This window comes from Allobosea sp. GW823-FHT01F03 (assembly GCF_058798075.1).
On the sequence record NZ_CM179505.1, the window covers coordinates 1,075,796 to 1,100,399 of the forward strand.

General features: G+C 67.7%; 22 protein-coding genes and 1 CRISPR repeat array. Of the genes, 11 read left to right on the plus strand and 11 right to left on the minus strand.

Translation table 11 applies throughout. The features are described 5' to 3' along the window. Positions 1-117: 117 nt before the first annotated feature. The gene (locus AC3RCC_RS04945; RefSeq protein ID WP_291642215.1) at positions 118-1,206 is read left to right on the plus strand and encodes a TRAP transporter substrate-binding protein; all 1,089 of its coding nucleotides are present in this window, start codon (positions 118-120) and stop codon (positions 1,204-1,206) included. A 106-nt stretch (positions 1,207-1,312) separates the two neighbouring features. Here AC3RCC_RS04945 and AC3RCC_RS04950 read toward each other — a convergent pair whose 3' ends face one another. Continuing rightward, a complete protein-coding gene (locus AC3RCC_RS04950; RefSeq protein ID WP_492257789.1) occupies positions 1,313-2,974 on the minus strand; it encodes an acyl-CoA dehydrogenase family protein in 1,662 nt (553 codons plus the stop codon). A gap of 14 nt (positions 2,975-2,988) precedes the next feature. Then, a complete protein-coding gene (locus AC3RCC_RS04955; RefSeq protein ID WP_291648396.1) occupies positions 2,989-4,206 on the minus strand; it encodes a CoA transferase in 1,218 nt (405 codons plus the stop codon). A 236-nt stretch (positions 4,207-4,442) separates the two neighbouring features. Here AC3RCC_RS04955 and AC3RCC_RS04960 point away from each other — a divergent pair, with 236 nt between their 5' ends. The 8 genes from AC3RCC_RS04960 (at position 4,443) to AC3RCC_RS04995 (ending at position 12,951) form a co-directional block, all read left to right on the plus strand. After that, positions 4,443-5,429, plus strand: a complete 987-nt coding sequence (locus AC3RCC_RS04960) for a LysR family transcriptional regulator (protein ID WP_492257790.1) — start codon at positions 4,443-4,445, stop codon at positions 5,427-5,429. 180 nt (positions 5,430-5,609) lie between these two features. Then, entirely contained in the window at positions 5,610-6,356 is a 747-nt protein-coding gene (locus AC3RCC_RS04965) for a glucose 1-dehydrogenase (RefSeq protein WP_291642203.1), read from the plus strand. A 101-nt stretch (positions 6,357-6,457) separates the two neighbouring features. Continuing rightward, entirely contained in the window at positions 6,458-7,960 is a 1,503-nt protein-coding gene (locus AC3RCC_RS04970) for an FAD-binding oxidoreductase (protein ID WP_492257791.1), read from the plus strand. Beyond that, a complete protein-coding gene (locus AC3RCC_RS04975; protein ID WP_492257792.1) occupies positions 7,957-8,556 on the plus strand; it encodes a TRAP transporter small permease subunit in 600 nt (199 codons plus the stop codon). Before AC3RCC_RS04970 ends, AC3RCC_RS04975 begins: the two co-directional genes overlap by 4 nt. A gap of 152 nt (positions 8,557-8,708) precedes the next feature. Beyond that, on the plus strand, positions 8,709-10,379 hold the full coding sequence (locus AC3RCC_RS04980) for a TRAP transporter large permease (protein WP_492258749.1): 1,671 nt from the start codon (positions 8,709-8,711) through the stop codon (positions 10,377-10,379). 116 nt (positions 10,380-10,495) lie between these two features. Then, the gene (locus tag AC3RCC_RS04985; RefSeq protein WP_492257793.1) at positions 10,496-11,353 is read left to right on the plus strand and encodes an HTD2 family dehydratase; all 858 of its coding nucleotides are present in this window, start codon (positions 10,496-10,498) and stop codon (positions 11,351-11,353) included. Further along, positions 11,350-12,150 (plus strand): HpcH/HpaI aldolase/citrate lyase family protein, encoded by an 801-nt coding sequence (locus AC3RCC_RS04990; RefSeq protein ID WP_492257794.1) that lies wholly within the window; start codon positions 11,350-11,352, stop codon positions 12,148-12,150. Before AC3RCC_RS04985 ends, AC3RCC_RS04990 begins: the two co-directional genes overlap by 4 nt. Before the next feature lie 96 nt (positions 12,151-12,246). Next, positions 12,247-12,951, plus strand: a complete 705-nt coding sequence (locus AC3RCC_RS04995; protein WP_492257795.1) for an alpha/beta fold hydrolase — start codon at positions 12,247-12,249, stop codon at positions 12,949-12,951. A gap of 3 nt (positions 12,952-12,954) precedes the next feature. Then, positions 12,955-13,453: a CRISPR direct-repeat array (repeat unit 36 nt; unit sequence GTTGCCGCTGGACCGCGATCTCTGAAACGCTAATCT). A 73-nt stretch (positions 13,454-13,526) separates the two neighbouring features. Here AC3RCC_RS04995 and cas2 read toward each other — a convergent pair. From cas2 to cas9 (AC3RCC_RS05015), 4 genes are read right to left on the minus strand one after another with little or no spacing between them, the layout of a single operon-like run. Further along, positions 13,527-13,865 carry a CRISPR-associated endonuclease Cas2 gene (gene cas2, locus AC3RCC_RS05000; RefSeq protein WP_492257796.1) on the minus strand — a complete coding sequence of 113 codons (339 nt, stop codon included), beginning with the start codon at positions 13,863-13,865 and terminating at the stop codon, positions 13,527-13,529. Then, positions 13,862-14,836 carry a type II CRISPR-associated endonuclease Cas1 gene (cas1, locus tag AC3RCC_RS05005; protein ID WP_492257797.1) on the minus strand — a complete coding sequence of 325 codons (975 nt, stop codon included), beginning with the start codon at positions 14,834-14,836 and terminating at the stop codon, positions 13,862-13,864. The genes cas2 and cas1 overlap by 4 nt, the downstream gene beginning before the upstream one ends. A gap of 3 nt (positions 14,837-14,839) precedes the next feature. Next, positions 14,840-17,491 (minus strand): type II CRISPR RNA-guided endonuclease Cas9, encoded by a 2,652-nt coding sequence (gene cas9, locus AC3RCC_RS05010; RefSeq protein WP_492258750.1) that lies wholly within the window; start codon positions 17,489-17,491, stop codon positions 14,840-14,842. Next, on the minus strand, positions 17,431-18,123 hold the full coding sequence (gene cas9, locus AC3RCC_RS05015; RefSeq protein WP_492257798.1) for a type II CRISPR RNA-guided endonuclease Cas9: 693 nt from the start codon (positions 18,121-18,123) through the stop codon (positions 17,431-17,433). Before cas9 (AC3RCC_RS05015) ends, cas9 (AC3RCC_RS05010) begins: the two co-directional genes overlap by 61 nt. A 324-nt stretch (positions 18,124-18,447) precedes the next feature. On the opposite strand from cas9 (AC3RCC_RS05015), the gene AC3RCC_RS05020 reads away from it, so the two are divergent. Then, entirely contained in the window at positions 18,448-18,822 is a 375-nt protein-coding gene (locus AC3RCC_RS05020; RefSeq protein ID WP_492257799.1) for a hypothetical protein, read from the plus strand. Between the two features lie 21 nt (positions 18,823-18,843). Here the strand turns inward: AC3RCC_RS05020 and AC3RCC_RS05025 are convergent, their stop codons facing one another. Then, positions 18,844-20,097 (minus strand): MFS transporter, encoded by a 1,254-nt coding sequence (locus tag AC3RCC_RS05025; protein WP_291640743.1) that lies wholly within the window; start codon positions 20,095-20,097, stop codon positions 18,844-18,846. Between the two features lie 380 nt (positions 20,098-20,477). Between AC3RCC_RS05025 and AC3RCC_RS05030 the strand changes: the two genes are divergently transcribed. Continuing rightward, positions 20,478-21,668: an MFS transporter gene (locus tag AC3RCC_RS05030; protein ID WP_492257800.1), complete on the plus strand. Its 1,191-nt coding sequence runs from the start codon at positions 20,478-20,480 to the stop codon at positions 21,666-21,668. A gap of 15 nt (positions 21,669-21,683) precedes the next feature. Here the strand turns inward: AC3RCC_RS05030 and AC3RCC_RS05035 are convergent, their stop codons facing one another. The 4 genes from AC3RCC_RS05035 to AC3RCC_RS05050 form a co-directional block, all read right to left on the minus strand. Continuing rightward, positions 21,684-21,872 carry a DUF3008 family protein gene (locus AC3RCC_RS05035; RefSeq protein WP_492257801.1) on the minus strand — a complete coding sequence of 63 codons (189 nt, stop codon included), beginning with the start codon at positions 21,870-21,872 and terminating at the stop codon, positions 21,684-21,686. Between the two features lie 72 nt (positions 21,873-21,944). Beyond that, positions 21,945-22,682 (minus strand): spermidine synthase, encoded by a 738-nt coding sequence (locus AC3RCC_RS05040; protein ID WP_492257802.1) that lies wholly within the window; start codon positions 22,680-22,682, stop codon positions 21,945-21,947. A 4-nt stretch (positions 22,683-22,686) separates the two neighbouring features. Next, positions 22,687-23,922: a metal-dependent hydrolase family protein gene (locus AC3RCC_RS05045; RefSeq protein ID WP_492257803.1), complete on the minus strand. Its 1,236-nt coding sequence runs from the start codon at positions 23,920-23,922 to the stop codon at positions 22,687-22,689. A gap of 37 nt (positions 23,923-23,959) precedes the next feature. Further along, positions 23,960-24,439, minus strand: coding sequence for a DUF2938 domain-containing protein (locus AC3RCC_RS05050; RefSeq protein WP_492257804.1), 480 nt, complete (start codon positions 24,437-24,439; stop codon positions 23,960-23,962). Positions 24,440-24,604: the final 165 nt, after the last annotated feature.

Here is a 24,604-nt window from a genome sequence, read left to right on the forward strand (position 1 = left end):
GCGCGGCCGGTAATGAATTTCGACTAGCACCATCCGAGGCGTCATGCTAGATTTGAATTATAAATTCATACAATGAATTAAACCTGCTCGACCATCGAGAGGTATCCGGAGGAAGCAATGAGGAAACGCGACTTTCTGAAAACGGCTGCGGCCGGTGCGATCGGCAGTGCAGCGATCGCGGCGCCGGCCATCGCGCAGAGCGCACCCACGATCCGCTGGCGGCTGGTTTCCAGCTTCCCGAAGAATATCGACGTGCTCTATGGCTCGGCCGAGGTGATGGCGAAGAACCTCGCCGAAGCGACCGACGGCAAGTTCCAGATCCAGGTCTTCGCGGCCGGCGAGGTGGTCCCGGCGCTCCAGGCGCTCGATGCGGTGAGCAACGGCACGGTCGAGATCTGCCACACCGCGGCCTATTACTATGTCGGCAAGGACCCGACCTTCGCGATCGGCACCCATATTCCCTTCGGCCTGAATACGCGCCAGCAGAACGCCTGGGCCTATCACGGCGAAGGCAAGGTGCTGCTCGACGAGTTCTTCCGCAAGCACAATGTCGTCGGCCTGCCGGGCGGCAACACCGGCTGCCAGATGGGTGGCTGGTTCCGCAAGGAGATCAAGAGCGTCGACGACCTCAAGGGTCTGAAATTCCGGATTTCCGGCCTCGGCGGCAGCATTCTGGCCAAGCTCGGCGCGGTGCCGCAGCAGGTCGGTGGCGGCGACATCTACCCGGCGCTCGAGCGCGGCACGATCGACGCGGCCGAGTTCAACGGCCCCTATGACGACGAGAAGCTCGGCCTCTATCGCGTCGCGCCGTACTACTACTACCCCGGCTTCTGGGACGGCACCTCGCTGGAGCACTTCTTCATCAATGTCGAGCAGTGGGAGAAGCTGCCGAAGCACTACCAGGCAGCGCTGACCGCTTCGGCTGCGCTTGCGAACGTCGACACCGTGGCGCGCTACGACGTGCTGAACCCGCCGGCCCTGCGCCGCGTCGTCGCCAGCGGCGCCAAGCTGCGTCCGTTCCCGGCCGAGGTCATCGACGCCGCTCACAAGGCGGCGATGGAGCTCTATGACGAGCTCTCGGCCAAGAACGCCGATTTCAAGAAGCTCTATGACAGCATGCGCCGCTTCCAGACGGAATCGGCGACCTGGAACCAAGTCTCCGAATACTCCTACGACACGGTCGCCCTGCGGGCGATCCGGCGCTGAAAAAGCCCCGGCCCGGGCAGCGCAGGCTGCCCGGGCCGGGTGCGGATGTCGGAACGAAGATGGAGCAGGCTGCGGTGCAGCCTGCTTTTCTTTTGCCCGCGGCGCTTCAGTTGGCGCGGCTGAGCAGGCCGCGCGCGATGACCTGGGCCTGGATCTCGGCCGCGCCCTCGAAGATCGACAGGATGCGGGCGTCGCAGAGCACGCGGCTGATCGGGTACTCGAGCGCATAGCCGTTGCCGCCATGGATCTGCAGGGCGCAATCGGCATTGGCGAAGGCGACGCGGGCGGCGAGCAGCTTGGCCATGCCGGCCTCGATGTCGCAGCGCCGGTCGGCATCCTTCTGCCGCGCGGCGAAATAGGACAGCTGCCTTGCCATCATCGTCTCGGTCGCCATGAAGGCGAGCTTGGCATGGACGCGTGGGAAGGCGAGCAGCGCCTTGCCGAACTGGACCCGGCTCTGCGCATAGGCGAGGCCGAGCTCGAGCGCATTCTGGGCGACGCCGAGCGCGCGGGCCGCCGTCTGAATCCGGGCGCTCTCGAAGGTCTCCATCAACTGCTTGAAGCCCTGGCCCTCGACACCGCCGAGCAGGCTCGAGGCCGGCACCTCGAAACCGTCGAAGGAGATCTCGTATTCCTTCATGCCGCGATAGCCGAGCACGGGAATCTCGGTGCCGCTCATGCCCGGTGCCGGGAACGGGTCGGCCTCGCTGCCGCGCGGCTTCTCCGCCAGCAGCATCGACAGGCCGCGATAATCCGTGCTCTGCGGGTCGGTGCGCACGAGCAGGGTCATCAGGTCGGAGCGGGCGCCATGGGTGATCCAGGTCTTGGCGCCGTAGACGCGATAGACATCGCCCTCGCGCACCGCCCGCGTCCGCAGGCTGCCGAGATCGGAGCCGGTGTTCGGCTCGGTGAACACCGCGGTCGGCAGGATTTCGCCCGATGCGAGGCTGGGGAGCCAGCGTGCCTTTTGCTCCTCGGTGCCGCCGAGCCTGATCAGCTCGCCGGCGATCTCGGAGCGGGTGCCGAGCGAGCCGACGCCGATATAGCCGCCGCTCAGCGCCTCGGAGACCAGGCACATCGCCACCTTGCCGAGGCCGGTGCCGCCATAATCCTCCGGGATCGTCAGACCGAATACGCCCATATCGGCCAGCTTCTGCACGAGCTCCAGCGGGATCAGCTCGTCACGGGCGTGCCAGCCCGGCGCATGGGGTGTGACCTCGCTCGCAGCGAAGCGCAGGAACTGCTCGCGGGTCGCCTCGAGGATCTCGTCATCGAGGCCGAGCGTCCCGAACCTGCCTTCGGCCAGCTCGCCGGAAAGCGTCCGCCTCGCCCCTTCGAGCGCCGGGGCATGCGCGAGCCAGGCCAGCGCTGGCTCGGCGGCGAAAGCTGCGACGACATCCGACGCCACGCCCATATCCGAGGGTCGCACGGTTTCGGTCTGGCTCATGGCGATGCCGCCGGCGAGCTGGGCGCCGTATTCGGCGAAGCCCAGATGCAGCATGGCCGCGTCGGCCGGGCTGAGATGGTCGTCGGCGGCGAGGCGCTCGGCCCAGGCGAGGGTCTGGCGCAGCGCCTCGACATAGGTGCCCTGCCAGGCGAAGCCATGGGCGGCGAACTGATGCGCCTCGACGAGGCCGGCATCGACCCGCCCGCCCGGCGCAAGCAGCTGCGCGACCGCGGCACGCGTCGCCGCGTGCAGGGTTTCGGCGGCGGAAAGCAGGGAGGCGCAGCTCGCGAGCAACGCGTCGTGGTCGGTCGTCTTGGGCATGATCGATCCCGAAATCAGGCGGTACGGGGACCGGCGACGATGCCGGTCTGGAGAAGCTTGCCGATGGCGGCGGTCGAGAGCCCCAGCCTGTCGGCGAGCACGGCCTCGGTGTCCTGGCCGAGTTGCGGCGCGGGCAAGGGCGGGCGGCGCGCTGCGGCCGAAAAGGCTAGAGGCGAGCCGGGCGCCAGGATCGGGCCGGCGCCGGGCTGCTCGATCGTGCCGAACATCGGGTTCGCCACCGAGCAGCGTGCATCCTCGCGGACCAGCTGTCCGAAGTCCCGATAGGGGCCCCAGAGCACGCCGGTGCCGTCGAAGGCGGCTTCGATCTCGGCGAGGCTGCGCGCGGCGCACCAGCGTTCGAGCACAGCGAAGATCGCGGCGCGCGCGGTGAAGCGGCCGCCTTCGGTGTTGAGATCGGCATCCATCATCGGGCCGATCATGGCGAGCTTCTCGGCCAGGCCGGTGGCGCGGCCGATCGCATGCCATTGCCGGTTGGAGATCGCGACGATCATGACATGCCGCCCATCGGCGGTGGCGAAGTCGCGGCCGAGCGCGCCATAGAGATCATTGCCGAGCGGCTGGCGCACCGCGCCATTGACTTGATAGTCGGCGATGTAGCCGAGATTGCCGACGCTCGCGAGCATCACGTCCGAGAGCGCGAGCGAAACCTGCCGGCCCTTGCCGTCGAGGCGCCGCGCCCGCTCCGCCGCGAGCAGCCCGGTCGCGAGATAGAGCCCGGCCGCGATGTCCCAGGCCGGCAGGACATGGTTGACTGGCTCGGCGCCGACGCCGGTCGCCAGCGGAAAGCCCGAGGCGCAGTTCACCGTGTAGTCGACGGCGCCGCTGCCGTCGTGATTGCCCGTCAGCCGCAGGCTGATCAGGTCGTCGCGGCGCTGCGACAGGACATCGTGACCCATCCAGCCACTGGCCGGCAGATTGGTCAGGAGGATGCCGGCATCCTCTCCGGGCTGGGCGATCAGGGCGCTTGCCAGTTCCTGGCCCTCCGGCTTGTCGAGGGCGATCGCGACCGAGCGCTTGCCCTTGTTGAGACTGGCCCAATAGAGGCTGGCGCCGGAGGGAGCGAGCGGCCAGCGGCGATAGTCGATATTGCCGCCGATCGGGTCGATGCGGATCACCTCGGCGCCGAGCTGCGCCAGTGTCATGCCGCCCAGCGGGGCTGCGATGAAGGCGGAGACCTCGACGACGCGAAGCCCGTTCAGGATCGTGCTCATCGCGTCAGAGACCCGGCGAAGAGCAGGGGCTCTTGGCCCTTGGAGAGGCAATCTGCCGGCAGGTGGGGCGACATCCCAGGTCTTCCTCCTCTTTCGCCGCTCCCTTGCGCTCAGGTCGACGGGCAGGTGCGGTCACTTCGGCCCGCAACCTAGCGATCCCGGCCGGATCGGCCATGCAGTCTGGTAGATAAGAGCTATAACCGCTACCAGAGAGGCGGCACGAAGAGACCGCAGCAATGGACCTCCAGCAGATCCGCTATTTTCTCGAAACGGTCGCGGCAGGCAGCCTGTCGCGGGCCGCGGTCCGGCTCGGCATCAGCCAGCCGGCGCTCAGCCGCCAGATCGGCAATCTCGAGGCCTCGCTGCAGCAGAACCTGCTTTATCGCCATGGCCGCGGCGTCTCGCTCACCGATGCCGGGCGCCGTTTCGAGGAGGTGGCGCAGGACGTGATGCGGCGCCTGGCCGATGTCCGCACCGAACTCGCCGCAGGAGCGATCGACAACACCGGCAGCGTCTCGCTCGGCATGCCGCCCTCGCTCTCGGCCAGCATGGGGGCGGATCTTGCGCTGCGCTTCGCCGCCGAGTTCCCGCGCGCACAGCTGCGACTGCGCGAGGCCTTCAGCGCCGTGCTGCTCGAATGGACCGAGGCCGCGCGGGTCGACATCGCCGTGCTCTATGATGCGCGCAGCAGCCGCAGCCTGATCGCGACGCCTCTGATGCTCGAGGACCTGTTCATGGTCGAGCCGCCATCGACGCGTGCCGACACCGCGCTCGAACCGGTGTCGCTGCCCGAACTGGCGAGCCGCGCCTGCGTCCTGCCGGGACCGGAGAACGGACTGCGCCGGGTGGTCGATGCCGCCTGCGCCGCCGAAGGCGTGCGCCCGCGCGTCTTGACGGAGGTCGATTGCGTCGCGGCGCTGAAGCAATTGGTCGAGCGCGGCGTCGGCCCGACGGTGCTACCTTTTGGCGCAGTGCATCGGGAGGTCCGGGACGGAAGGCTCCGCGTGCGTCCGTTCCGCTCCTCCGCGATGCGCGCGCTGCTCGTGCTCGCGACGCCGGCGAACCAGCCGATCACGCCGCTGACGCGCGCGGTGATGCGGATCGTGCAGGATGAGGTGGCGCGCCTGGTGCCGCTCGACATTCTGCGTGGCGTCACCCGCAATCTCGAAGGCCCTCGCCCGCGGCCGCGTCCCGATCGGGAGAGCCCCGAAGCGGTCGGCTGAAAGCACCCCTGCCTTTTTGCTTATAGCTGCTATGCGCCAGGCTCGGCTGGCCCGAGGGTGGTGACCTCCGCCAGATGGAACAAACGCGGGTGCGACGATCAGGCGAGCCTGGTCGTCGAGGCCCCTCCAACGGCCCGGACAAGCCGGGAACCGCCTGTGGGCGGAAGGAAGGAAACGTCGATGCGTCTGAAGGATCGCGTCGCGCTCGTGACGGGTGCGGCATCCGGGCTCGGCCTGGCCATGGTCGAGCGTTTCGTGGCGGAAGGCGCCAGGGTCGCCGTCGTCGACTGGAACGGGGATGCTGCGGCTGGGACCGCCGCCCGCTTCGGCGCTGCCGCCATCGCGATCCGGGCTGACGTGACCAAGGCGGACGAGGTGCAGGCTTCGGTGGCCCGGACCGTCGAGGCCTTCGGCCGGCTGGACATCCTGATCAACAATGCCGGTTCCAGTCACGCCAAGGGGCCGTTCGAGGCCGTTTCCGAAGCCGAGTTCGATCGCGTCTTCGCCGTCAATCTGAAATCGATCTTCCACTACTGCAACGCGACCGTCCCAGTGATGCGCAGCCAGGGCGGCGGCGTCATCCTCAATGTCGGCTCGACGGCGGGGAACCGGCCGCGCCCCGGGCTCGCCTGGTACAATGCCAGCAAGGGCGCGGTGCATAACGTCACCAAGACGCTGGCGCTCGAACTGGCGCCCGATCGCATCCGTGTCTGCGCGCTGGCGCCGGTCGCGACGGAAACGCCGCTGCTCGCGACCTTCCTCGGCACGGATTCCCCTGAAATGCGCGACCAGATGCGCGGGATCGTGCCGCTCGGCCGTCTAGGCCAGCCCGAGGACGTCGCCAATGCCGCGCTCTATCTCGCCTCCGACGAAGCCTCGTTCCTGACCGGGGTGGTCCTCGACATCGATGGCGGCCGCAGCGTCTGAAGCCGCTTCGGGCCTGAAGCACTACAACGCTTCCGCCCTTAATTTCGGGCTGGCCGGCCATGCCGACCAGTGCCTGCGTTTCCCTGCGAAGGAGGACGAATATGGCTGAGAACTCGAGCGACGCCGGCGCCGGCGGCTTGCTGCGCGATCCTGCCTGCTTCGCCAGGGAACTTCTCGAGCCGATCCGCGCGATTGTCGGCGAGCGCGGTGTGATCACCGATCGCGACCAGATGCAGCCACTGATGGTGGCCTGGCGCGACGGCTGGCAGGGCCGCGTTCCGCTCGTCGTGCAGCCGGCGAACACCGCCGAGCTCGCCGCGGTCGTGGCGATCTGCCACCGCACCCGCACGCCGATCGTCCCGCAGGGCGGCAATACCGGCCTGACCGGCGCGAGCCAGCCGCATGGCGACGATTCCGAGATCGTGATCTCGACGACGCGGATGAACCGCATCCGGGCCCTCGATCTCGACAACGATACGATCACCGTCGATGCCGGCTGCGTGCTGGCGAGCATCCAGGATGCGGCGCGCGATGCCGGCCGGCTCTTCCCGCTCAGCCTCGGAGCCGAAGGCAGCTGCCAGATCGGCGGCAATCTCTCGACCAATGCCGGCGGCGTCCAGGCGGTCCGTTATGGCACGGCCCGCAATCTCGTGGCGGGCCTCGAAGTCGTGCTGCCGGATGGACGCATCTGGGACGGGCTGCGCGGCTTGCGCAAGGATAATGCCGGCTACGATCTGAAGCAGATCTTCATCGGCGCCGAAGGCACGCTCGGCATCATCACCGGAGCCACGCTGAAACTCCTGCCCTTGCCGGAAGCGACGGCCACCGCCTTTCTCGCGACGAACTCGCCGGCGCAGGCCGTCGCCTGGCTGCGCCGTGCCAAGGCCGCGCTCGGCGAGTCCATCACCTCCTGCGAACTGATGGAGCGCGCCTGCGTCGAGATCGCGCGCAAGCACAACAGCCAGATCCAGGATCCGTTGGCGCAAGCCTATCCCTGGTATCTGCTGCTCGAACTCGCCGGCCAGGGCGCCGCCGAAGCGCTGGAAGCGCGGCTGCTCCCGGTTTTCGAGGCGGGGCTCGAGGCCGAAGAGCTGCTCGACGGCGTCATCGCCTCCTCGGCCGCCCAGGCCGCCGCGCTCTGGCGCATCCGCGAAGGCGCTCCGGAGGGGCAGCGGCTGGAGGGATCGTCGTTCAAGCACGACGTCTCGGTGCCAATCTCCCAGGTCGATCGCTTCATCGCGGAAGCGAATGCCGCGCTGTCGCAGCGCTTTCCCGGCATCCGTTCCTTCGCCTTCGGCCATCTCGGCGACGGCAACATCCATTTCAACCCGATCCAGGCCGAGGGCGAGCCCGCCGATCTCTGGCAGGCCCGGCTGCCGGAAGTGAACCGGATCGTCCATGACATCGTCTCGCGGCTCGGCGGCTCGATCACTGCCGAGCATGGCGTTGGACGCCTGCGGATCACCGAACTGCAGCACTACAAGAGCCCGATCGAACTCGAAATGATGGTGCGGCTGAAGCGCTGCTTCGATCCGCTGAACCTGATGAACCCCCAGAAAGTGCTGAGGAGCGATCTCCTCGACAACCTGTCGGAGACGGTATGAAACAGCTCCTCGCGATCAGCCGGTTCATCGAAACGGTCAACGGCCAGATCGGCAAGAAGATCGCCTGGCTGATCCTCGTTGCGGTTCTCGTGGCGACGATGAATGCCATCGTCCGAAAGGTCTTCAGCGTCTCGTCGAACGCCTGGCTCGAACTGCAATGGATGCTGTTCGGCGCGGTCTTCCTGCTCTGCGCCTCATGGACGCTGCAGGTGAAGGAGCATATCCGCATCGACATCGTGAACAGCATGCTGCCCAAGCGCGTCCAGCAATGGATCGAGCTGCTCGGCCATGTGCTCTTCCTGATGCCGTTCGCCTTGCTCATCGTCTATCATTCGGTGCCGTTCTTCCTGCGCTCCTATGCGATCAACGAGCAGTCGCTTTCGGCCGGCGGCCTGCCGCAATGGCCGGCCAAGGGCCTGGTCGTGATCGGCTTCGTGATGCTGAGCTTCCAGGGCATTTCGGAGATCATCAAGCAGGTCGCCGTGATGCGTGGCGATCTCGAAGATGACGACAGCTCGCGCGGCCATGCGGCCGCCGCCGAGGCCGAGGCCCAGCGCCTGCTCGACCAGGCGAAGGCCGAAGGCCTCGCCCCGTGAGCCCAGCAGCAGATTCCCGGAACGCTTCCATGACCCTCGCCCGCTCCGCCCGCGCCTGCGCGCTGCTGCTCGCGCTCAGCGCCGCCGCCTTCTTCAGCCTGCATACCGGCGAGGCCCAGGCCGCCGGCTTCGGCGACTTCATCCGCGAGAACATGGCGCCGGTGATGTTCGCCGCGCTCGTCGTCTTCCTGCTGCTCGGCTACCCCGTCGCCTTCGCGCTCGCCGCCAACGGCCTGCTCTTCGCCCTGGTCGGCATCGAGCTCGGCATGTTCCAGGAGAACTTCCTGCAGGCCCTGCCGGAGCGCATCTACGGCACGATGAACAACGACGTGCTGCTCGCCATCCCGTTCTTCACCTTCATGGGGCTGGTGCTGGAGCGCTCGGGCATGGCCGAGGACCTGCTCGACACCATCGGCCAGCTCTTCGGGCCGATCCGCGGCGGCCTCGCCTATGCGGTGATCTTCGTCGGCGCCCTGCTCGCCGCCACCACCGGCGTCGTCGCCGCCTCGGTGATCTCGATGGGCCTGATCTCGCTGCCGATCATGCTGCGCTACGGCTATGACCGGCGCCTCGCCACCGGCGTCATCGCCGCGTCGGGCACGCTCGCCCAGATCATCCCGCCCTCGCTGGTCCTGATCGTGCTCGCCGACCAGCTCGGCCGCTCGGTCGGCGACATGTACGAAGGCGCCTTCGTGCCCGGCCTCGTGCTCTCGGCGATGTATGCCGGCTATGTCTTCCTGATCACCATCGTCTATCCCAAGCGCGCGCCCGGCCTGCCGCCGGAGGCCCAGACCCTGCGCGATGCCGACGGCAAGACCAGGCGCTTCTCGCTGCTGGTGGTGACGCTGATCTGCTTCGCCGTCGCCTATGCCTATATGAAGCTCTTCACCAAGCTCAATGCCGGTGCCGACTTCGTCATCCTGACCATGTCGATCATGGTCGCGGTCGCCTTCGTGATCGCCCTCGCCAACAAGATCCTGAAGCTCAACCTGCTCTCACGCATGACCGAGCAGGTGATCTTCGTGATGGTGCCGCCGCTGGCGCTGATCTTCCTCGTGCTCGGCACCATCTTCATCGGCCTCGCCACCCCGACCGAGGGCGGCGCCATGGGCGCGGCCGGCGCGATCCTGCTCGCCTGGGGCAAGAAGCGCATGACCTTCGACCTGCTGCGCCAGGCGACGGAGTCGACCGCCAAGCTCTCGGCCTTCGTGCTCTTCATCCTGGTCGGCGCGCGGGTGTTCTCGCTGACCTTCTACGGCGTCAACGGCCATCTCTGGGTCGAGCACCTGCTCGTCGGCCTGCCCGGCGGCGCCACCGGATTCCTGATCGTCGTCAACGTGATGGTCTTCCTGCTCGCCTTCTTCCTCGACTTCTTCGAGCTCGCCTTCATCATCGTGCCGCTGCTCGGACCGGCCGCCGACAAGCTCGGCATCGACCTGATCTGGTTCGGCGTCATCCTCGGCGTCAACATGCAGACCTCGTTCATGCATCCGCCCTTCGGCTTCGCCCTGTTCTTCCTGCGCTCGGTCGCGCCCAAGGAACGCTACAAGGACAAGGTCACCGGCAAGATGATGGAGCCGGTCACAACCGGACAGATCTACTGGGGAGCCGTACCCTTCGTCGTCATCCAGTGCATCATGGTCGCCCTCGTCGTCTTCTTCCCGCAAATGGTCATGCACTACAAATCTTCCGCAGTGCAGCTCGACCAGCAGCAGATCAACAAACAGTTCGACTCAATCCAGATACCAGGACTGGGCGGTGGCGGCATGCCTGGCGGCTTCGACCTGAGCGCGCCTCCCGGCCTCGCCCCGCCGAAGCCCTGATCGGCGAGGCAAGGCGGCGGCGCTCACCGGCGCTGCCGCGGCCCCCCGCAGGCGCGAGCCTGCCCGCCTGCCATCCCATTCCGCTACGGCCTGGACCAGCAGCGAGAGCCTGACGCATGATCGCCGAGACCACCGCCCCCGATATCGATCATCTGCGCAGCTGGATCGGCCGTGAGGATGTCGCCGTCGACCACGTCGCCGAGGATCTCGCGCGCAAATACCATGCTACGCTGGATTTCCCGGGCGAGCCGCCCCGGCAGGGCGAGATCCTGCCGCAGCTGATCCATTTCTGCCTGGCCCAGCCGGCCGTGCCGACGGCGAGGCTCGGAGCCGATGGTCATCCGGGCCGCGGCGGCTTCCTGCCGCCGGTGCCGCTGCCGCGGCGGATGTGGGCGGGCGGTGCCGTGACCTTCCATGGCGAGCTCAGGGTCGGCGACCGGGCCAGGCGCACCTCCCGGATCGCCGATGTCGTGCTCAAGCAGGGCCGCAGCGGCGCGCTCTGCTTCGTTACGGTCGAGCATCGATTGGAGGCGAATGGCAGCCTCGTCCTGGAGGAGCGGCAGGAGATCGTCTACCGCGAGGCCGCGGTGCCGGGCACGGAAGCCGCGCCGCCACCGCCGCGCGAACCGGGTAGGCATCGGCGGGCGCAGCAGGCCAGTCCGGCGCTGCTCTTCCGCTATTCGGCGCTGACCTTCAACGCGCATCGCATCCATTACGACCGGCGCTATGCGCAGGAGATCGAGGCCTATCCCGGCCTCGTCGTCCACGGCCCGCTGCAGGCGGCCTGGCTCTGCAATTATGCCGCCGAGCTCCTGGGCGCGGCGCCGAAGCGCTTCAGCTTCCGCGGGCTGTCCCCGCTCTTCGAGCATGACGCGTTCGCGCTCCATGCCCGCGAGGTGGATAACGGGCTGGAGCTCTGGACGGCGCGTGAGGACGGCACGGCCTGCATGTCGGCAAAGGCGTACCGGACATGAGCGCGGCGCTGGATTGCCTGGTTCCGCTCTTCGTGCCGGGCAACCGGCCGGAACGCTTCGGCAAGGCCGCCGCGGCCGGTTGCGACGCCGTCATCCTCGATCTCGAGGATGCGGTCGCCCGCGACGACAAGGCGGCGGCGCGGGCCGCCCTGCGGGACGATTTCACCGATCTGCCGATCATCCTGCGGATCAACGGGCTCGGCACGCCCTGGCACGAGGCCGATATCGCCGCGCTCATGGACCTCAAGCTCGCGGCGGTGATGGTGCCCAAGGCCGAAGCCGGCGCCGCCTTCGCGGATCTGTGCACGCGCCTGCCGATGCCGGTGATCGCGCTGATCGAGAGCGCCCGCGGCCTCGCCGATGCCCGCCGGATCGCGGCGACCGGCAATGTCGCGCGTATCGCCTTCGGCAGCATCGACTTCTGCGCCGATCTCGGCTGTGCCCATAGCCGCGAGGCCTTGCTGGCGGCGCGCAGCGAATTGGTGCTGGCCTCGCGACTGGCGTCCCTCCTGCCGCCGATCGACGGCGTGACCACCGCGATCGACGATGCAGGGCTCATCGCCGGGGATGCGCGTCATGCAAGCGAGCTCGGCTTCAGCGGCAAGCTCTGCATCCATCCGCGGCAGATCGAGCCTATCCGTGCCGGCTTTGCCCCCGATCCCGCCGAGATCGCCTGGGCCCGCAAGGTGCTGGCGAGCGGCGATGGCGCGGCGGCGGTCGACGGCGCGATGGTCGACGAGCCCGTACGCCTGCGTGCCCGCTCCATCCTGGCGCGAAGCGCAGAGACCGGCGCCTGAGGCCGGGCTGCCTGCATCACGAGCCGGCAGGAGCGTCGGCGCAAGTACCCGTGGAAGCCTGCGCCTGGAAAATGCCTTGTCTGAGGAAGGTTTCGAATGGCTCTGCCCCCGCTCATCCTGATCCCCGGGCTCCTCAACGATGCCGAGCTATGGCGCGACCAGATCGCGGCGCTGGCGGATATCGCGGAGTGCCTGGTCGCCGACATCACGCAGGGCGAGAGTCTGGAGGCGCTGGCGCAGAGCGTGCTGGCGCAGGCACCGCCGCGCTTTGCGCTGGCCGGCTTCTCGCTGGGTGGCTATGTCGCGGTCGAGATGGCGCGTCTCGCGGCGGAGCGCATCGAGCGGCTGGCTCTGCTCGACACCTCGATCCAGCCGGACGATCCCGAGCGGGCGGCGGCGCGACAGGTTCGTGACAAGGCCGCCCGGGGGCCGGGCACCTTCCACGGCTTCGGCGACCGGTTGCTCAGGACCTATCTCAGCGAGGCCCATCTTCAGGACGAGCAGATCGTCGGGCGCATCCGGGGCATGACGCAACGGCTCGGCGCCGAGGTCTTCCTGCGCCAGAACAATATCCTGCGGAAGGATGGCTCCGGCGTCCTGAGCGGCTTGAGCTGCCCGGTCCTGATCCTGTGCGGCGAGGAGGACAGGCTGACGCCGCTCGCCGAGCACCAAGCCATGGCGCGTCTCGTGCCGCAGGCCAGGCTCGTCGCCGTACCCGGCAGCGGCCATATGACGCCGATCGAGAACCCGGCGGCGGTGAATGCGGCCCTGCGCGCCTGGTTGCAATCGGGGCAGCCCTAAGGATCCGGTGCTGGACCGCGATCTCTGAAACGCTAATCTCGCCGTTCTCGCCAAGCGGATGGCGGCCCTGTTGCCGCTGGACCGCGATCTCTGAAACGCTAATCTCAGGTGCACGCGCAGGGTATCGACATCCTCGTTGCCGCTGGACCGCGATCTCTGAAACGCTAATCTGGCCCGCGATCTGCCCCTGCTCGACATCGTGTTGCCGCTGGACCGCGATCTCTGAAACGCTAATCTTCTCGGTGACCTCGCTCACCGATGCGATGAGTTGCCGCTGGACCGCGATCTCTGAAACGCTAATCTAGCAGGTCGGCATCTCGTGGATGCAGGCCCCGTTGCCGCTGGACCGCGATCTCTGAAACGCTAATCTCGACCAGCGGCGCGGTGCATTTGACCACGAGTTGCCGCTGGACCGCGATCTCTGAAACGCTAATCTCAAGCATGTCGCTGAACCTGCCAGGTTCGTGTTGCCGCTGGACCGCGATCTCTGAAACGCTAATCTCCATCAGCCCCTATCTCCTTGTAAAGAAAGAGGATAGGGGCGGTGATGGGATGTTTTTTCTGCATGTTTCCGCTCAGAATAGCGCGAGTTGATCCGGATTTTTCCGGCTGTGTTTCCGGCGCTGGCCCGAGAACCTGACGATATTCTCATACTGCCGGTCGGTGAATGTCAGGATATGCACGTCGCCGCGTGCGGGCAGATGCGCCTCGATCCGCCGCAGATAGGCCTCGAACTGCTCCTTGCCGTTGCAGAAGCGGGCATAGACCGAGAACTGGCTCTTCTCGAAACCCTCGTCGAGCAGATATTCGCGAAACTTGGTCGCTGCGCGGTTCTCGACTTTGCTGGTCACGGGCAGGTCGAACATCACGAAGATCCACATGAGCCGGTAACCGCTGAGCTGGGTGAGCGTCATGGCGGGCGTTCCGCCGCGGGCATGGTCGAGGAGGGCTTGGGCTCCGACTCGGGAATCAGCCGGTCGAGGCCCGCGATCTCGATCGGCGTTGGTGGCAAGGGCGTCACCAGTGCCGAGGCGTCGTTCGTCTCGAAGGCGCGCGCCAGCGACTGCGCCAGGCGCTGGGCCGCCACGGTCACCGTGGTGACACCGTCCGCGCTCGGGAGATCGACTGCGATCAGTCCTGCGAACGCCCGCTTCGTGGCCGGGTCGACCTTGTCGAAGCCTTTTGCGGCAAGGCGCAGCGCCAGCGCGTCGACCAGGGGCCGGAAGGGCTCGACGAGATCGTCGGCGAGCGCGAAGGCATTGCCGCGATTGGCGTGATGGATGCCGATCGAGGGATGCAGGCCCGCCGCGACCACCGACCGGGCGACCAGTGAGCGCAGGATGGTATAGCCATAGTTCAGGGGCCCGTTGATGTCCTGCGCATCGCGCTCGCGGCGGAAGCCCGGCCCCATCAGCAAGGGCCAGTAGCGCCGCGCCGCCTGCGCCTCGATATTGTCGGGATCGCCCGAGCGCACCTTGCGGACGAGCATGTCGAGTGCGGCGCGCTCCTTGCCATGCGCCGCGAGAATGGCGGCCTGCCAGCGCAGCTTGGCCACGATGATCCGGCTCCAGAGCTGCTTGGCGAGCGGGCGGCCGGCTGCCCATTGCGCCCGCATGCGCGCATTCTGCCCATGATGGCCGTCGAGCGGAAGCAGGACGCCGACCGGTGCATGGTTCTGCCCGCACAGCACCAGCGGCACGCCGCGCTCGGCCAGGGCGACGGCGAGATTGGTGCTCCAGGTGACGCCATGCGCATGCACGATCACCGCCGCGATGTCGTCGAGCGGGACGCGGCCGATCTCCTGCCTGTCCTCGCTGACGAGGAGGAAGCCGCGCAGGGCGGAGAGGTGGCGGCCGTCGCTGGCGATGTCGACGACCCGCTCCATGCCCTAGCCCTTCGGACGGGGCTTGCGAGCCGGAAAACCCGGGTCGTGGATGCGGCCGAGCTCGTCGATGCGGACCTGTCGCGCCTTCCAGCGCTGCAGCGAGCTGGGCGAGCCGTAGACGTAGCGGAACGGGTCGTCCTTGTCGGCGTCGCGGGCTTTCAGGCTGCCGGCTTCCTGCGGCGGTGCCAGCACGAGCGAACCGGCGGAGAACTTGACGACGCGCATCAGCTCGCGCTCGCCGTCGCGCTCGATCGCGACGACGTCGTTCTGCTGCAATGAGAGCACTTTGCGGGCTGTCGGATTGTCGGCGCGGATCGGCGAGCTCCAGCCCGGCTGATGTGCCTCGAACATCGAGACGACCTCGTCCTTCCACTTGCCGGTCTTCAATTCCCAGACGTCGAAGCGGTAATTGGAGTCGCCCTTATAGGCCTTGTAGGCGCGTCTATCCCGGTCCCTGATCGGGATGACGGAGAGCGGCTCGACGACGCGGATGCGGCGTAGCCCTGGATAGGAGCGCGGTCCGCGCTCGGGATGGCCGAAGCTGCGCATTGCCTGCTCGAAGGCCGCCCCCTCCCTGCCGGCGGTCCAGTCCTTCAGCTTCTGTTTCAGATCCTCGTCGCGGATCGCGTCGAGATCGGCCGGTTTCTTGAATGCCGAGAGCGGCTTGCGCGTGACGACGATGTCGAGCCCGCGCGCATCCTTCTCGCCGGTGAGGCCATAGGCTGTCTCGTTGTGCAGGCGCCCGGCCGTCGTATCGCGATTCGCCGGACGTCCGGCCTTGCTCGCGCTGCCATGGTCCGGGCGATGGCTCACGGTGATGGTGCGCACGGCCTCGCCGACCGCCTCCGAGAACCCCGCCCAGGGGTCGGGGATGCCGGCGACGAGCCGGTCGGCGGCCTCATGGCCCTGGCTGCCGGCCTCGCGGGCGATGCGATTGAGCATGGCGCGATCGGTCACCGCGACGACGATGGCGTCGATCGCGTGATGGCGGTGGTCCCGGCGGTTCTTCGGCTGGCTGGCGCCGCCGGCGAGATTGTGGTCCGGCAGATGATGGTTGAGCCCCCAATTGCGCCGCAACATCTCGGTCAATCGCCCGGGCGAGACCCAGACATGGCTCGAGCCCTCGCCGGTCTCGGGGTAGAGCGCCGAAAGATATTCCCGCGCCAGCCGCGAAAGATGCTGGGTGTCGATGAGGTGGCGGGCGAGGAAGCCGCCCTGCGCATCGAAGCGGCCGAGCGCCTCCGGTTCGAAGCGCCAGCGCTTCTCCCTGGGCAGGCGTGCGGCGCGGGCGGCGATCGCTTCCCATTCGGCATCCGGGCCGAAATGGGCGCGCAGATCGGCCCGGGCCTCGAAGGGCGTGCGCTTGCGCTTGATGCGGTTGACCTCGCGCAGGCAGAGGATGCGATTGCCGTTGGAATCGTCGAGCGTGGCGCTGAAGGGCAGGATGTGGTCGATTTCGATCGCGCCCGAGAACAGCATGTCGAGCGAGATCTGCCGGCCGCTATAGACGCAGCGCCGGTCGAGCACATTGTCGCGGTTGAGCTCCTCCCAGAGCTTGAGCAGCGCCCGGTTGCCGCCCTTGTCGGCCTGGCCGATCTCCTGGAGCTTCCGCGAGCGCTGCTCGGCCGCCTCGCGATTCTTCCTGTTCTCGACATTGATCTCGCGCTTGCGCTCCTCGTCGAGCTTGAGCTCGCGGGCGAGCTCAATCGCGATCTCCTGCGGCGGTCCAAAACGGCGGATCAGTGCGTTGACGACGCGGCGCAGCTGGTTGAGGCCGATATGCACGGTCGGGTTGGTCAGCCGTCCCGTGCGCAGCACCTCGTCCTGCTCATCGGGATCGGCGGTGCCGGGCAGGATGTGGCGCTCCAGTACCGCGCCGTAATAGGGCAAGGCGGGATTGCCCTTGTCGTCCTGCCAGATCCGCCCATCGCGCAGATCGGAATGATGGCCGAGCCCGGCGCGCTGCACCGCCTCGCTGTAGACGACGACCTCCTTCTCCAGCTCGGCGATCAGTGCCTTCGTCGCGGTCTCGCCGAAGCGGCCATAGCCCACGGGCAGGCGTGCGCTGGTGACGTTCGCGGCCTGCTCGCCGGAGAGTCCATGGGTCTGCTGCAGCCAATCCTCGAATTCGGCGATCTCGGCATCGCTTTCGAGCGTCAGCAGGCGCTCGATCACCGGCCATTGCGCCTCGGGCTTGATGCCGAGCCAGGCCGGGCCGAGGCGGCTCTTATGGGCCATCTCGGCGGCGACCTCGTCGCCCTTCATCTCCTTGCGGTTCTCGCTCTCCTTGTTGAAGCGGGCATCGGGATCGAGCTTCAACCCCTTGCGCAGCGATTCATAGGTGACCGTCTTCCTCTGCCCGAGCTTCGAGAGCAGAGCGTCACGCTGCGGCCTGTCGAGCGGGCGTGCTTCCGCTCCAGGCAGCACGATCCTCAACGCGTTGAGCTCTTCCAGCAGGCGCCGACGCTGGAACAGCGGATGCGCCTTGGGCAGGCGCGGTTCCGGTGGCAGCAAGGTGCAGAAGCCGATCTTCGGTTCCCTCAGCGGGCGCTGGTGGAAAATGATCTCGTAGAACTGCTCGCGCCTTTCGGGTGTCAGCACGGCGGGGTGATGCAGCGCCTGCGCCTGCCAGATCGCAGCGAACTCCTCTTCCAGCGTCTGCCGGTCGGGATAGAAATCATAGACCTCGCCGGCCTTGCCCGCTCGGCATCGGGGGCGACGATCCGGGTCCGCACATGCGGGATCGCGTTGGGATCGGCAGCGCCTGCCCGGCGTTTGTGCAGGAACTCGCCAAACGTCCTCGCGTCCGCTTGCGCCATCTGCTCGTGCAGCCGGGCGACGCCGATCCTGATCATCCCGGCATCGTCGTTGCGGCCGCGGTCGGTCTTGCGATTCGACTTGAAGCCGCGCCGCTGGTTCAGGTGGAACAGCGCTCGGCCGAGATGGGCTGGCGGCAAGGCTTCGTCCAGCGCCCGCGTCCGCAACTCATAGGGATCGAGCGCGGCAAGGGCCCGGCGGGCCTCGTCATCTGCGGGGAAAAAGCCGGCCAGCGTCAGATATTTGAGCAGGGCCGCCTGGCGCTGCTTGAAGCGGTCGCGTCGGCGCCGCATGGCGCGGGCGTCGCGGCGTCCGCCAGCGAGAGATGCCCCCGATTTCGGCTCGCGCCCATCGGAGAAGATGCGGGAGCCGGCGGCTTCGACACCATTCGGAGCGCCCTGGTCGTCGAGGCGGATGACCGCCCAGCCGAGCGAATTCGTGCCGAGATCGGCCCCCAGACGCCAACGCATATCCTGCCCCCAGCGTGGCGCTTCCGCTTGGCTGTCGCAATCAGGGATTGCGTTGGGAGTTGCGCCTAAGCCGAGGGTAGTCACCGGTTCGGCGCGCCGTCAAGAAACTCTCAGGCGGCGCAAGTTTTCTTCTTGCGGGGACGTAATTGACTGTTGGGCATTCCGCTGTATCTTAAAGACTTCAGAGATCGCGGTCTGGCTGTTAACAAGCAGTCATGTCTGCACCAGATAAGGGCGGCGCTCCGGCGTCGCCTTTTTTGTTTCTACCATCCGGTGGTGGTGATTTTCATGGCCGGGCCATGAACCGGCCAGCGCAGAGCTGGGATGCACGACCCGTTCGAACCATGGCCGCGCGAGGCGTTTGCTTGCACTTTTGGCCAGAACAAAATAAGAACATTCTGGAATCAGAGCTGGATGAGGGCGGTTGAGATGCGGATTCGGCGAACCTGGCCGGAGATCGACCATTTGTTTCATGTCGAGGCCGAAGGCGGCGAGCGGATCGCCGTCATCACGCACGACAAATACGCGCCGCGCGGCTCGCCTCGCTGGCATTGGGCGATGTCCGGAAAGCGCCGGGCCGCCGCGGCCGGATTCGGGCGCTGTCACGACATCGAGGAGGTGAAGCGCAGGATCCGCGAGAGCCTGCCTGAAGGCGTGGCGGCCGCATCGCGCAGGGGTGGCCGCGACTGCTTGGCCTGAAGCATTTTCGCGCAAAAAGGCTCAGAGTTCGCTTTGGCGGGGGCGCGGCCCGAGATCGGGGAGCGAGGTCTCGGCGGGCGTGCGGGCCGCGGCGGCCTCCGGCGCGATCGGATTGGTCAGGATGCGCATCGCGAAATAGCTCGCGACCGCCAGCGAGAGCACACCGATATAGAGCAGCAGACCTTGCGGCCCGACGATCTGCATCACGGCTGTCGCGACCAGCGGGCCGATCGTCGCCCCGACGCTCCACAGGAAGAGCAGCCCTGCCGAGAGGCCGACGGCCTGGTCGCGGCCGAGCCGGAAATAGGCGTGGGTCACCGCCACCGTATAGAGCGGCACGCTGCAGCCGCCGGTGAGCGCGAACAGGCCGTAGAGCCACCAGTCGCGCTGCGTCGTGCCCGACAGGAAAAGCGCGCCGAGCGTTGCAGCGGACAGGGCGGTCGCCGCGGTGGCACCGAGCAGGACGCGACGGCTGTCGACCCGGTCGGCGAGCCAGCCGATCGGCCATTGCAGCAGGAGCGCGCCGAGCTGGATCACCGCGGTCAGCAGGAGCGCGCGCTGCTGGCCGAGCCCGATCAGGATGCCATAGGCCGGCACGACATTGGTCAGCGGCCCACTGACCAGGCCGACATAGAGGCAGCCGATCACGGCGGCCGGGGCCTGCTGCCAGAGCGTCTTGAGGCGGACCGAGACCAGTTCGGCCGATTCCGGGCCCTTCGCCCGGGTAAGGCTCACCGGAATCAGCGCGATCGAGAAGGCGACGCTGGCGATCAGGAAGACGTCATGGGTCTGGATCGCGACATAGCCGATGCCGACCTGCGAGCCGATCAGGGCCAGCCGGTTCAGGATCTGGTAGATGCCGAAGATCCGGCCGCGATGGCTCGAGCGGGCCTGGCCGCTGATCCAGCTCTCGATGCAGATGCTGTGGCCGGCCGCCGCGACGCCCATGACGAAGCGCGTCAGGCTCCACCATTCGACCGGCAGGACCGGAAAGCTGAGCGTCAGCGCCGCCTGCAGCGAGGCGAACACCGCAAAGCCGCGAATATGGCCGACGCGCCGGATCAGCGCCGGAATCCAGAAGCAGCCGAGCAGGAAGCCGACCGAATAGGCCGAGCCGACCAGGCCGATCAGCAGCAGCGGCTGCTCCTCCAGGGCCATGCGCAGCGGCACGACCGTGTTCATGATCGTGCTCGCGACCTGCAGGATCAGCGCGCCGGTGACGATGGCGCCGAGCGCCGCGACCGAGCCGGTTTGCGGTTTCGAGACGTCGCTCACGGCCGGGTCGATTCCGTGCAGGCGAACTGCCGCGAAGCGGGGCGGCGGGGCGAGAACGAATTCTGGGTCAACACGGCGTTCTCGCGAAATCGATTGCCGGCCACAGCAGCTGTCGGCAGGAATAGCATGTCCGTCCGGATAAGCCCCCAAATTTTGGCGGAACTGAGCAGGCCGACCGGCCGAGTGGCGGCATCGTCGTCATGCGCTGTGCGCAGCCGCGGGCGGAGCGCCTTTCACCGGCGCGCCCTTGCGGTTTTCGCCGAGGGGCGGCTTCAGTGCGGTGAGAGGCGAGGCCGCGAGCGGGCCAGGGAGCGGGACTTGTCGGAGACTGTGAACAGGGGCGTTTCCGCACCGGCATGGACGAAGAGCCGCCGAAGCTGATGGCCGCGCCACGTTCGACCACTGCGACCGTTCTCGCGCTCGGAACCGCCCAGACCGTGGCCTGGGCATCGAGCTATTATTTGCCGGCAGTGCTGGCGACGCCGATGGCGCGCGATCTTTCGACCAGCCCGGTCGAGATTTTCGCCGCTTTTTCGGCGGCGCTGGTGGTGTCGGCGGTCATTGGCCCCTGGGGCGGAGCGGTGATCGACCGGCGCGGCGGGCGCGGTGTCCTGATCGGCTCCAATCTCATCTTCGCCGCCGGGCTCGTCTGCCTCGCCATGGCGCAGGAGACGATCCTGCTCTGGACCGGCTGGCTCGCCATGGGGCTCGGCATGGGGATCGGGCTCTATGAGGCGGCCTTCGCCGCGCTCGCCGGCATCTATGGCCGGGAGGCACGCTCGCCGATCACCGGCATCACCCTGATCGCCGGCTTCGCCAGCACGATCGGCTGGCCGCTATCGGCGCTGATGGAGGCGCAGATCGGCTGGCGCGGCGCCTGCCTCGGCTGGGCCGGGTTGCATCTCTTCCTGGCGCTGCCGCTGAATTGCTTGCTGCCGTCAGGCCATATAGCTGTTTCCGCCCCTGCGGCTGCGGTGAAGACCGGGCAGGACGTCGACCGGGCGGGGGCTCGCAAATCGCGCTGGGTCATGGTGCTGCTGGCGCTGGTGTTCGCCATCACCTGGTTCAACAGTACGGCGATGGCGGCGCATCTGCCGCGGCTGCTCGAGGCGGCCGGGGCGACGACGGCGGTGGCGGTCGCCGCAGGTGCGCTGATCGGGCCGGCCCAGGTCGCCGCCAGGCTTGCCGAATTCACGCTGATGCGGCAGCTGCATCCCTTGATCTCGGCAAGGCTGGCGACGCTGACGCATCCCCTCGGTGCCGGTGTTCTGCTGGCGCTCGGCGCGCCTGGAGCCTATGCTTTCGCCTTCCTGCACGGGGCCGGCAACGGCGTTCTGACGATCGCCAAGGGAACCTTGCCGCTCGCGCTGTTCGGGCCGGTCGGCTACGGCCTGACGCAGGGGCTGATCGGCGGTCCCGGGCGAGCCTTGCAGGCCGCTGCACCGCTGCTCTTCGGGCTGGCGCTCGACCGCTGGGGCGTGCAGGCGATCTGGATGACGAGCGGGCTCGCGCTCGTCGCCTTCCTGATGCTGCTTGCGATCCGGCTGCCGAAAGGCGAGGTTCATCCCTGAAGCGGTGCTGTCGGCTCAGCGCTTGGCGACATGCTCCGGCTTGCCCTCGTGCTTGGTCGAGGCGAACTCCTCGAGCTCTTTCTCGGTCATCGACTCTTCCATCGCTTTCGAGGCGCCCTTGAGATCGCTCCTGGGGATCTCGCCTCGCTTGGCGGCTAGCGCCATTCCGGCCGCCTTCTGCTGCGCCTTGGATTTCGCGGGCATGGCTGGCCTCCTTCTCCGAAAGGGCGGGGATGCCCGATCAACCGGAGGGCGGCGCGATGGTTCCGGAAGGTTTCAGCGCCTGCGCGGACCGCGCCGGGAGGAGGTACTTTCGGGCGGCCCCCGGTCGCGATCGGCGGCTGCCGCCGTCGCCAGCCAGATCACATGCCGGGCGCCGCCGCCGGAGGCATTGGCGCGGACCTTCTTCTCCCCGACCGCAAATCCGCTCATGCGCAGGCGCTCGGTGAAGGCGCGGTCCGGTCCGGCCGACCAGATGGCGAGCACGCCGCCCTTGCGCAGGGCGGATTTGGCGGCGGCGAGCCCGGCGAAATCATAGAGCCGGTCATTGGCCTCGACCATCAAGCCATCGGGGCCGTTGTCGACATCGAGCAGGATCGCGTCATAGCCGGACTTGCCGGCACGGATCAGCGAGGCGACATCGGCCTCGCGGATACTGACGCGGGGATCGTCGAGGCAGCCAGCGAAGATCGCAGCGAGCGGGCCGCGGGCCCAGGCGACGACCTGCGGGATCAGCTCGGCGACGATGATCTCGGCATCGGCCGGCAGCACGGCGAGGGCGGCGCGCAAGGTGAAGCCCATGCCGAGCCCGCCGATCAGGAAGCGCGGCCGGGCGCGCTGGCCGAGGCGCTCGGCGGCGAGCGTCGCCAGCGCTTCCTCCGAGCCGCGCAGCCGTGAATTCATCAATTCGTTATGGCCGAGCGTGATCGAGAACTCGCTCTCGCCGCGCTGCAGCAGTTTCAGCGTGCCGCCGCCCGGGATCGGGGCGGCGTCGAGCTGTGTCCAATGCGCCATCGCTTCAGTCCAGTCGCGTCCGTTTGACGAAGGCCCCGGCCTTCATGATCACAGGCATGTGTCGGCCCTGGCGGGTCAGCAGCGCCAGATCCTTCAGCGGATCGCCATCGACGACGACGAGGTCGGCATGGGCGCCGGGCGCGATCGTGCCGATCCTGCCCTCGCGCTTCAGCAGTTTCGCGGCGACATGGGTGGCGGCGCCGATCACCTCATGGGCCGGCAGGGCGCGGCCGCGAATGACGAACTCCTCCGACTGGTGCCGGTGCATCTCGCCGAGCAGGTCGCTGCCATAGGCCATGGGCAGGCCGGCCGATTTCATGATCGCAAGCGACTCCATGCCGGCGGCGCGGACGCTCTCGACCTTGGCGACCGAGTCGGGCGGGAATCCGAGCTTGCCGCCCTCGCTGGCGAGCTTGTCATAGGTGACGAGGGTGGGCACTGCGACGGCGCCGTTCCTGGCGGCGAGTTTCGCGGTCTCGGTCTGGATCAGGTTGCAATGCTCGAGCGAATGGACGCCGGCCTCGACGCAGCGGCGTATTGCCTCGTCGGTATAGACATGGGCGGAGACATAGGTGCCGGCCATGCGGGCCTCCTCGACCACGGCCTGCAATTCGCCGACCGAGAAGCCGAGGAAATGGATCGGGTCGGTCGGCGAGGCGCAGCCGCCATTGGCCATGATCTTGATGAAGTCGGCGCCGCCCTTCAGCTCCTCGCGGGCGGCGCGGCGCACCTCCGCCTCGCCATCACAGATGCGGCCGAGCGCGCCGAGGCGATGGCGGGTTCCGGGCGCCGTGCGGTCGTCATAGCGCCCGCGAAAATCGGCATGGCCGCCGGTCTGGCTCAGAGCCTTGCCGGAGATGACGAGGCGCGGCGTCGGGAAATCGTTCTCCTCGGTCGCCTGCTTCAGGCCGAAATCGGCCCCGCCGACATCGCGCACCGTGGTGAAGCCGCGCAGCAGCATCTCGCGCATGATCACCAGCGAGCGCACCGTGACGAGCGAGTCCGGCAGCGCCGCATTGCGGCCGAGATCGGCGAGGCCGGCGATGACATGGACATGGGCATCGATCAGCCCCGGCATCAGGGTGCGGCCCTTGAGGTCGATCGCCCTGGCCTTGTCGGCGTGCAGGGACCTGCCGACCTCGCGGATCAGCCTGTCCTCGACGAGAACGTTGACCGGCTCGCCGCGCTCGGGGGCGGTTCCGTCGACGATGCGGGCGTTCTGGAACAGGGTCGCGGCCATGATGGCGGTCCTCGGAGCGGGGCGGGGAAGGCGGTGGTCAGCGCGTCAGCAGCGCGGTGAGATAGAGGCCGAGGCCGAAGACGACGTGGTTGACGAGGCCGATAAGCCGAATCTGGCCGGGGTTCGGCCGCTTCGAGGCGGCGACGCCGAATCCCATGCCGGGCTGCAGGATGAACCAGCCGCAGCCGACAGTGACGATGCCGACGATCAGCGCCGGGATCAATGTCGGCGCCTTGGCCCAGCCGATGCCCCAGATCAGCAGCAGCACGGCGGAGAAGAGCACGCCGACGAGATAGTGCATGATCCAGCCGATCGAGAGTTCGCCGGAAACCGGCTCCGAGGCCGAGATCGGGTCGTGCATGAAGCGCCCCCGCGGCAGATGCGCGAACCAGCGCCCGACCATCGCCCAATTGGCGAGCGGGATGCCGAGTGTGCGGTTGAGCAGCAGGGCCCAGAGGTCGAGAATGGCAGTAGCGCCGACGCCGATCACGATCGCGCGGCCGAGAAATTCAAGCATGCTTCACCCCTCCCAGCGGTCCCGAAGGCCGCGTCCCCAAGCGAGTCTTATGGAGGGGAAAGCGGGGGACGAGGTCAACGGAAAGGGCGACCTTATCCCCCTTGCAGGCGCAGGGGCGGCATGCGCCGGGCATGGGCCATCGGCCGCAGCCGGAACCTCGGGCGG

Bases quoted from the DNA above. Each gene is read 5' to 3' on its own strand.
- AC3RCC_RS04945 (WP_291642215.1), top strand. From the start codon at position 118: ATGAGGAAACGCGACTTTCTGAAAACGGCTGCGGCCGGTGCGATCGGC.
- AC3RCC_RS04950 (WP_492257789.1), bottom strand. From the start codon at position 2,974: ATGCCCAAGACGACCGACCACGACGCGTTGCTCGCGAGCTGCGCCTCC.
- AC3RCC_RS04955 (WP_291648396.1), bottom strand. From the start codon at position 4,206: ATGAGCACGATCCTGAACGGGCTTCGCGTCGTCGAGGTCTCCGCCTTC.
- AC3RCC_RS04960 (WP_492257790.1), top strand. From the start codon at position 4,443: ATGGACCTCCAGCAGATCCGCTATTTTCTCGAAACGGTCGCGGCAGGC.
- AC3RCC_RS04965 (WP_291642203.1), top strand. From the start codon at position 5,610: ATGCGTCTGAAGGATCGCGTCGCGCTCGTGACGGGTGCGGCATCCGGG.
- AC3RCC_RS04970 (WP_492257791.1), top strand. From the start codon at position 6,458: ATGGCTGAGAACTCGAGCGACGCCGGCGCCGGCGGCTTGCTGCGCGAT.
- AC3RCC_RS04975 (WP_492257792.1), top strand. From the start codon at position 7,957: ATGAAACAGCTCCTCGCGATCAGCCGGTTCATCGAAACGGTCAACGGC.
- AC3RCC_RS04980 (WP_492258749.1), top strand. From the start codon at position 8,709: ATGGCGCCGGTGATGTTCGCCGCGCTCGTCGTCTTCCTGCTGCTCGGC.
- AC3RCC_RS04985 (WP_492257793.1), top strand. From the start codon at position 10,496: ATGATCGCCGAGACCACCGCCCCCGATATCGATCATCTGCGCAGCTGG.
- AC3RCC_RS04990 (WP_492257794.1), top strand. From the start codon at position 11,350: ATGAGCGCGGCGCTGGATTGCCTGGTTCCGCTCTTCGTGCCGGGCAAC.
- AC3RCC_RS04995 (WP_492257795.1), top strand. From the start codon at position 12,247: ATGGCTCTGCCCCCGCTCATCCTGATCCCCGGGCTCCTCAACGATGCC.
- cas2 (WP_492257796.1), bottom strand. From the start codon at position 13,865: ATGACGCTCACCCAGCTCAGCGGTTACCGGCTCATGTGGATCTTCGTG.
- cas1 (WP_492257797.1), bottom strand. From the start codon at position 14,836: ATGGAGCGGGTCGTCGACATCGCCAGCGACGGCCGCCACCTCTCCGCC.
- cas9 (WP_492257798.1), bottom strand. From the start codon at position 18,123: ATGCGTTGGCGTCTGGGGGCCGATCTCGGCACGAATTCGCTCGGCTGG.
- AC3RCC_RS05020 (WP_492257799.1), top strand. From the start codon at position 18,448: ATGCACGACCCGTTCGAACCATGGCCGCGCGAGGCGTTTGCTTGCACT.
- AC3RCC_RS05030 (WP_492257800.1), top strand. From the start codon at position 20,478: ATGGCCGCGCCACGTTCGACCACTGCGACCGTTCTCGCGCTCGGAACC.
- AC3RCC_RS05035 (WP_492257801.1), bottom strand. From the start codon at position 21,872: ATGCCCGCGAAATCCAAGGCGCAGCAGAAGGCGGCCGGAATGGCGCTA.
- AC3RCC_RS05040 (WP_492257802.1), bottom strand. From the start codon at position 22,682: ATGGCGCATTGGACACAGCTCGACGCCGCCCCGATCCCGGGCGGCGGC.
- AC3RCC_RS05045 (WP_492257803.1), bottom strand. From the start codon at position 23,922: ATGGCCGCGACCCTGTTCCAGAACGCCCGCATCGTCGACGGAACCGCC.
- AC3RCC_RS05050 (WP_492257804.1), bottom strand. From the start codon at position 24,439: ATGCTTGAATTTCTCGGCCGCGCGATCGTGATCGGCGTCGGCGCTACT.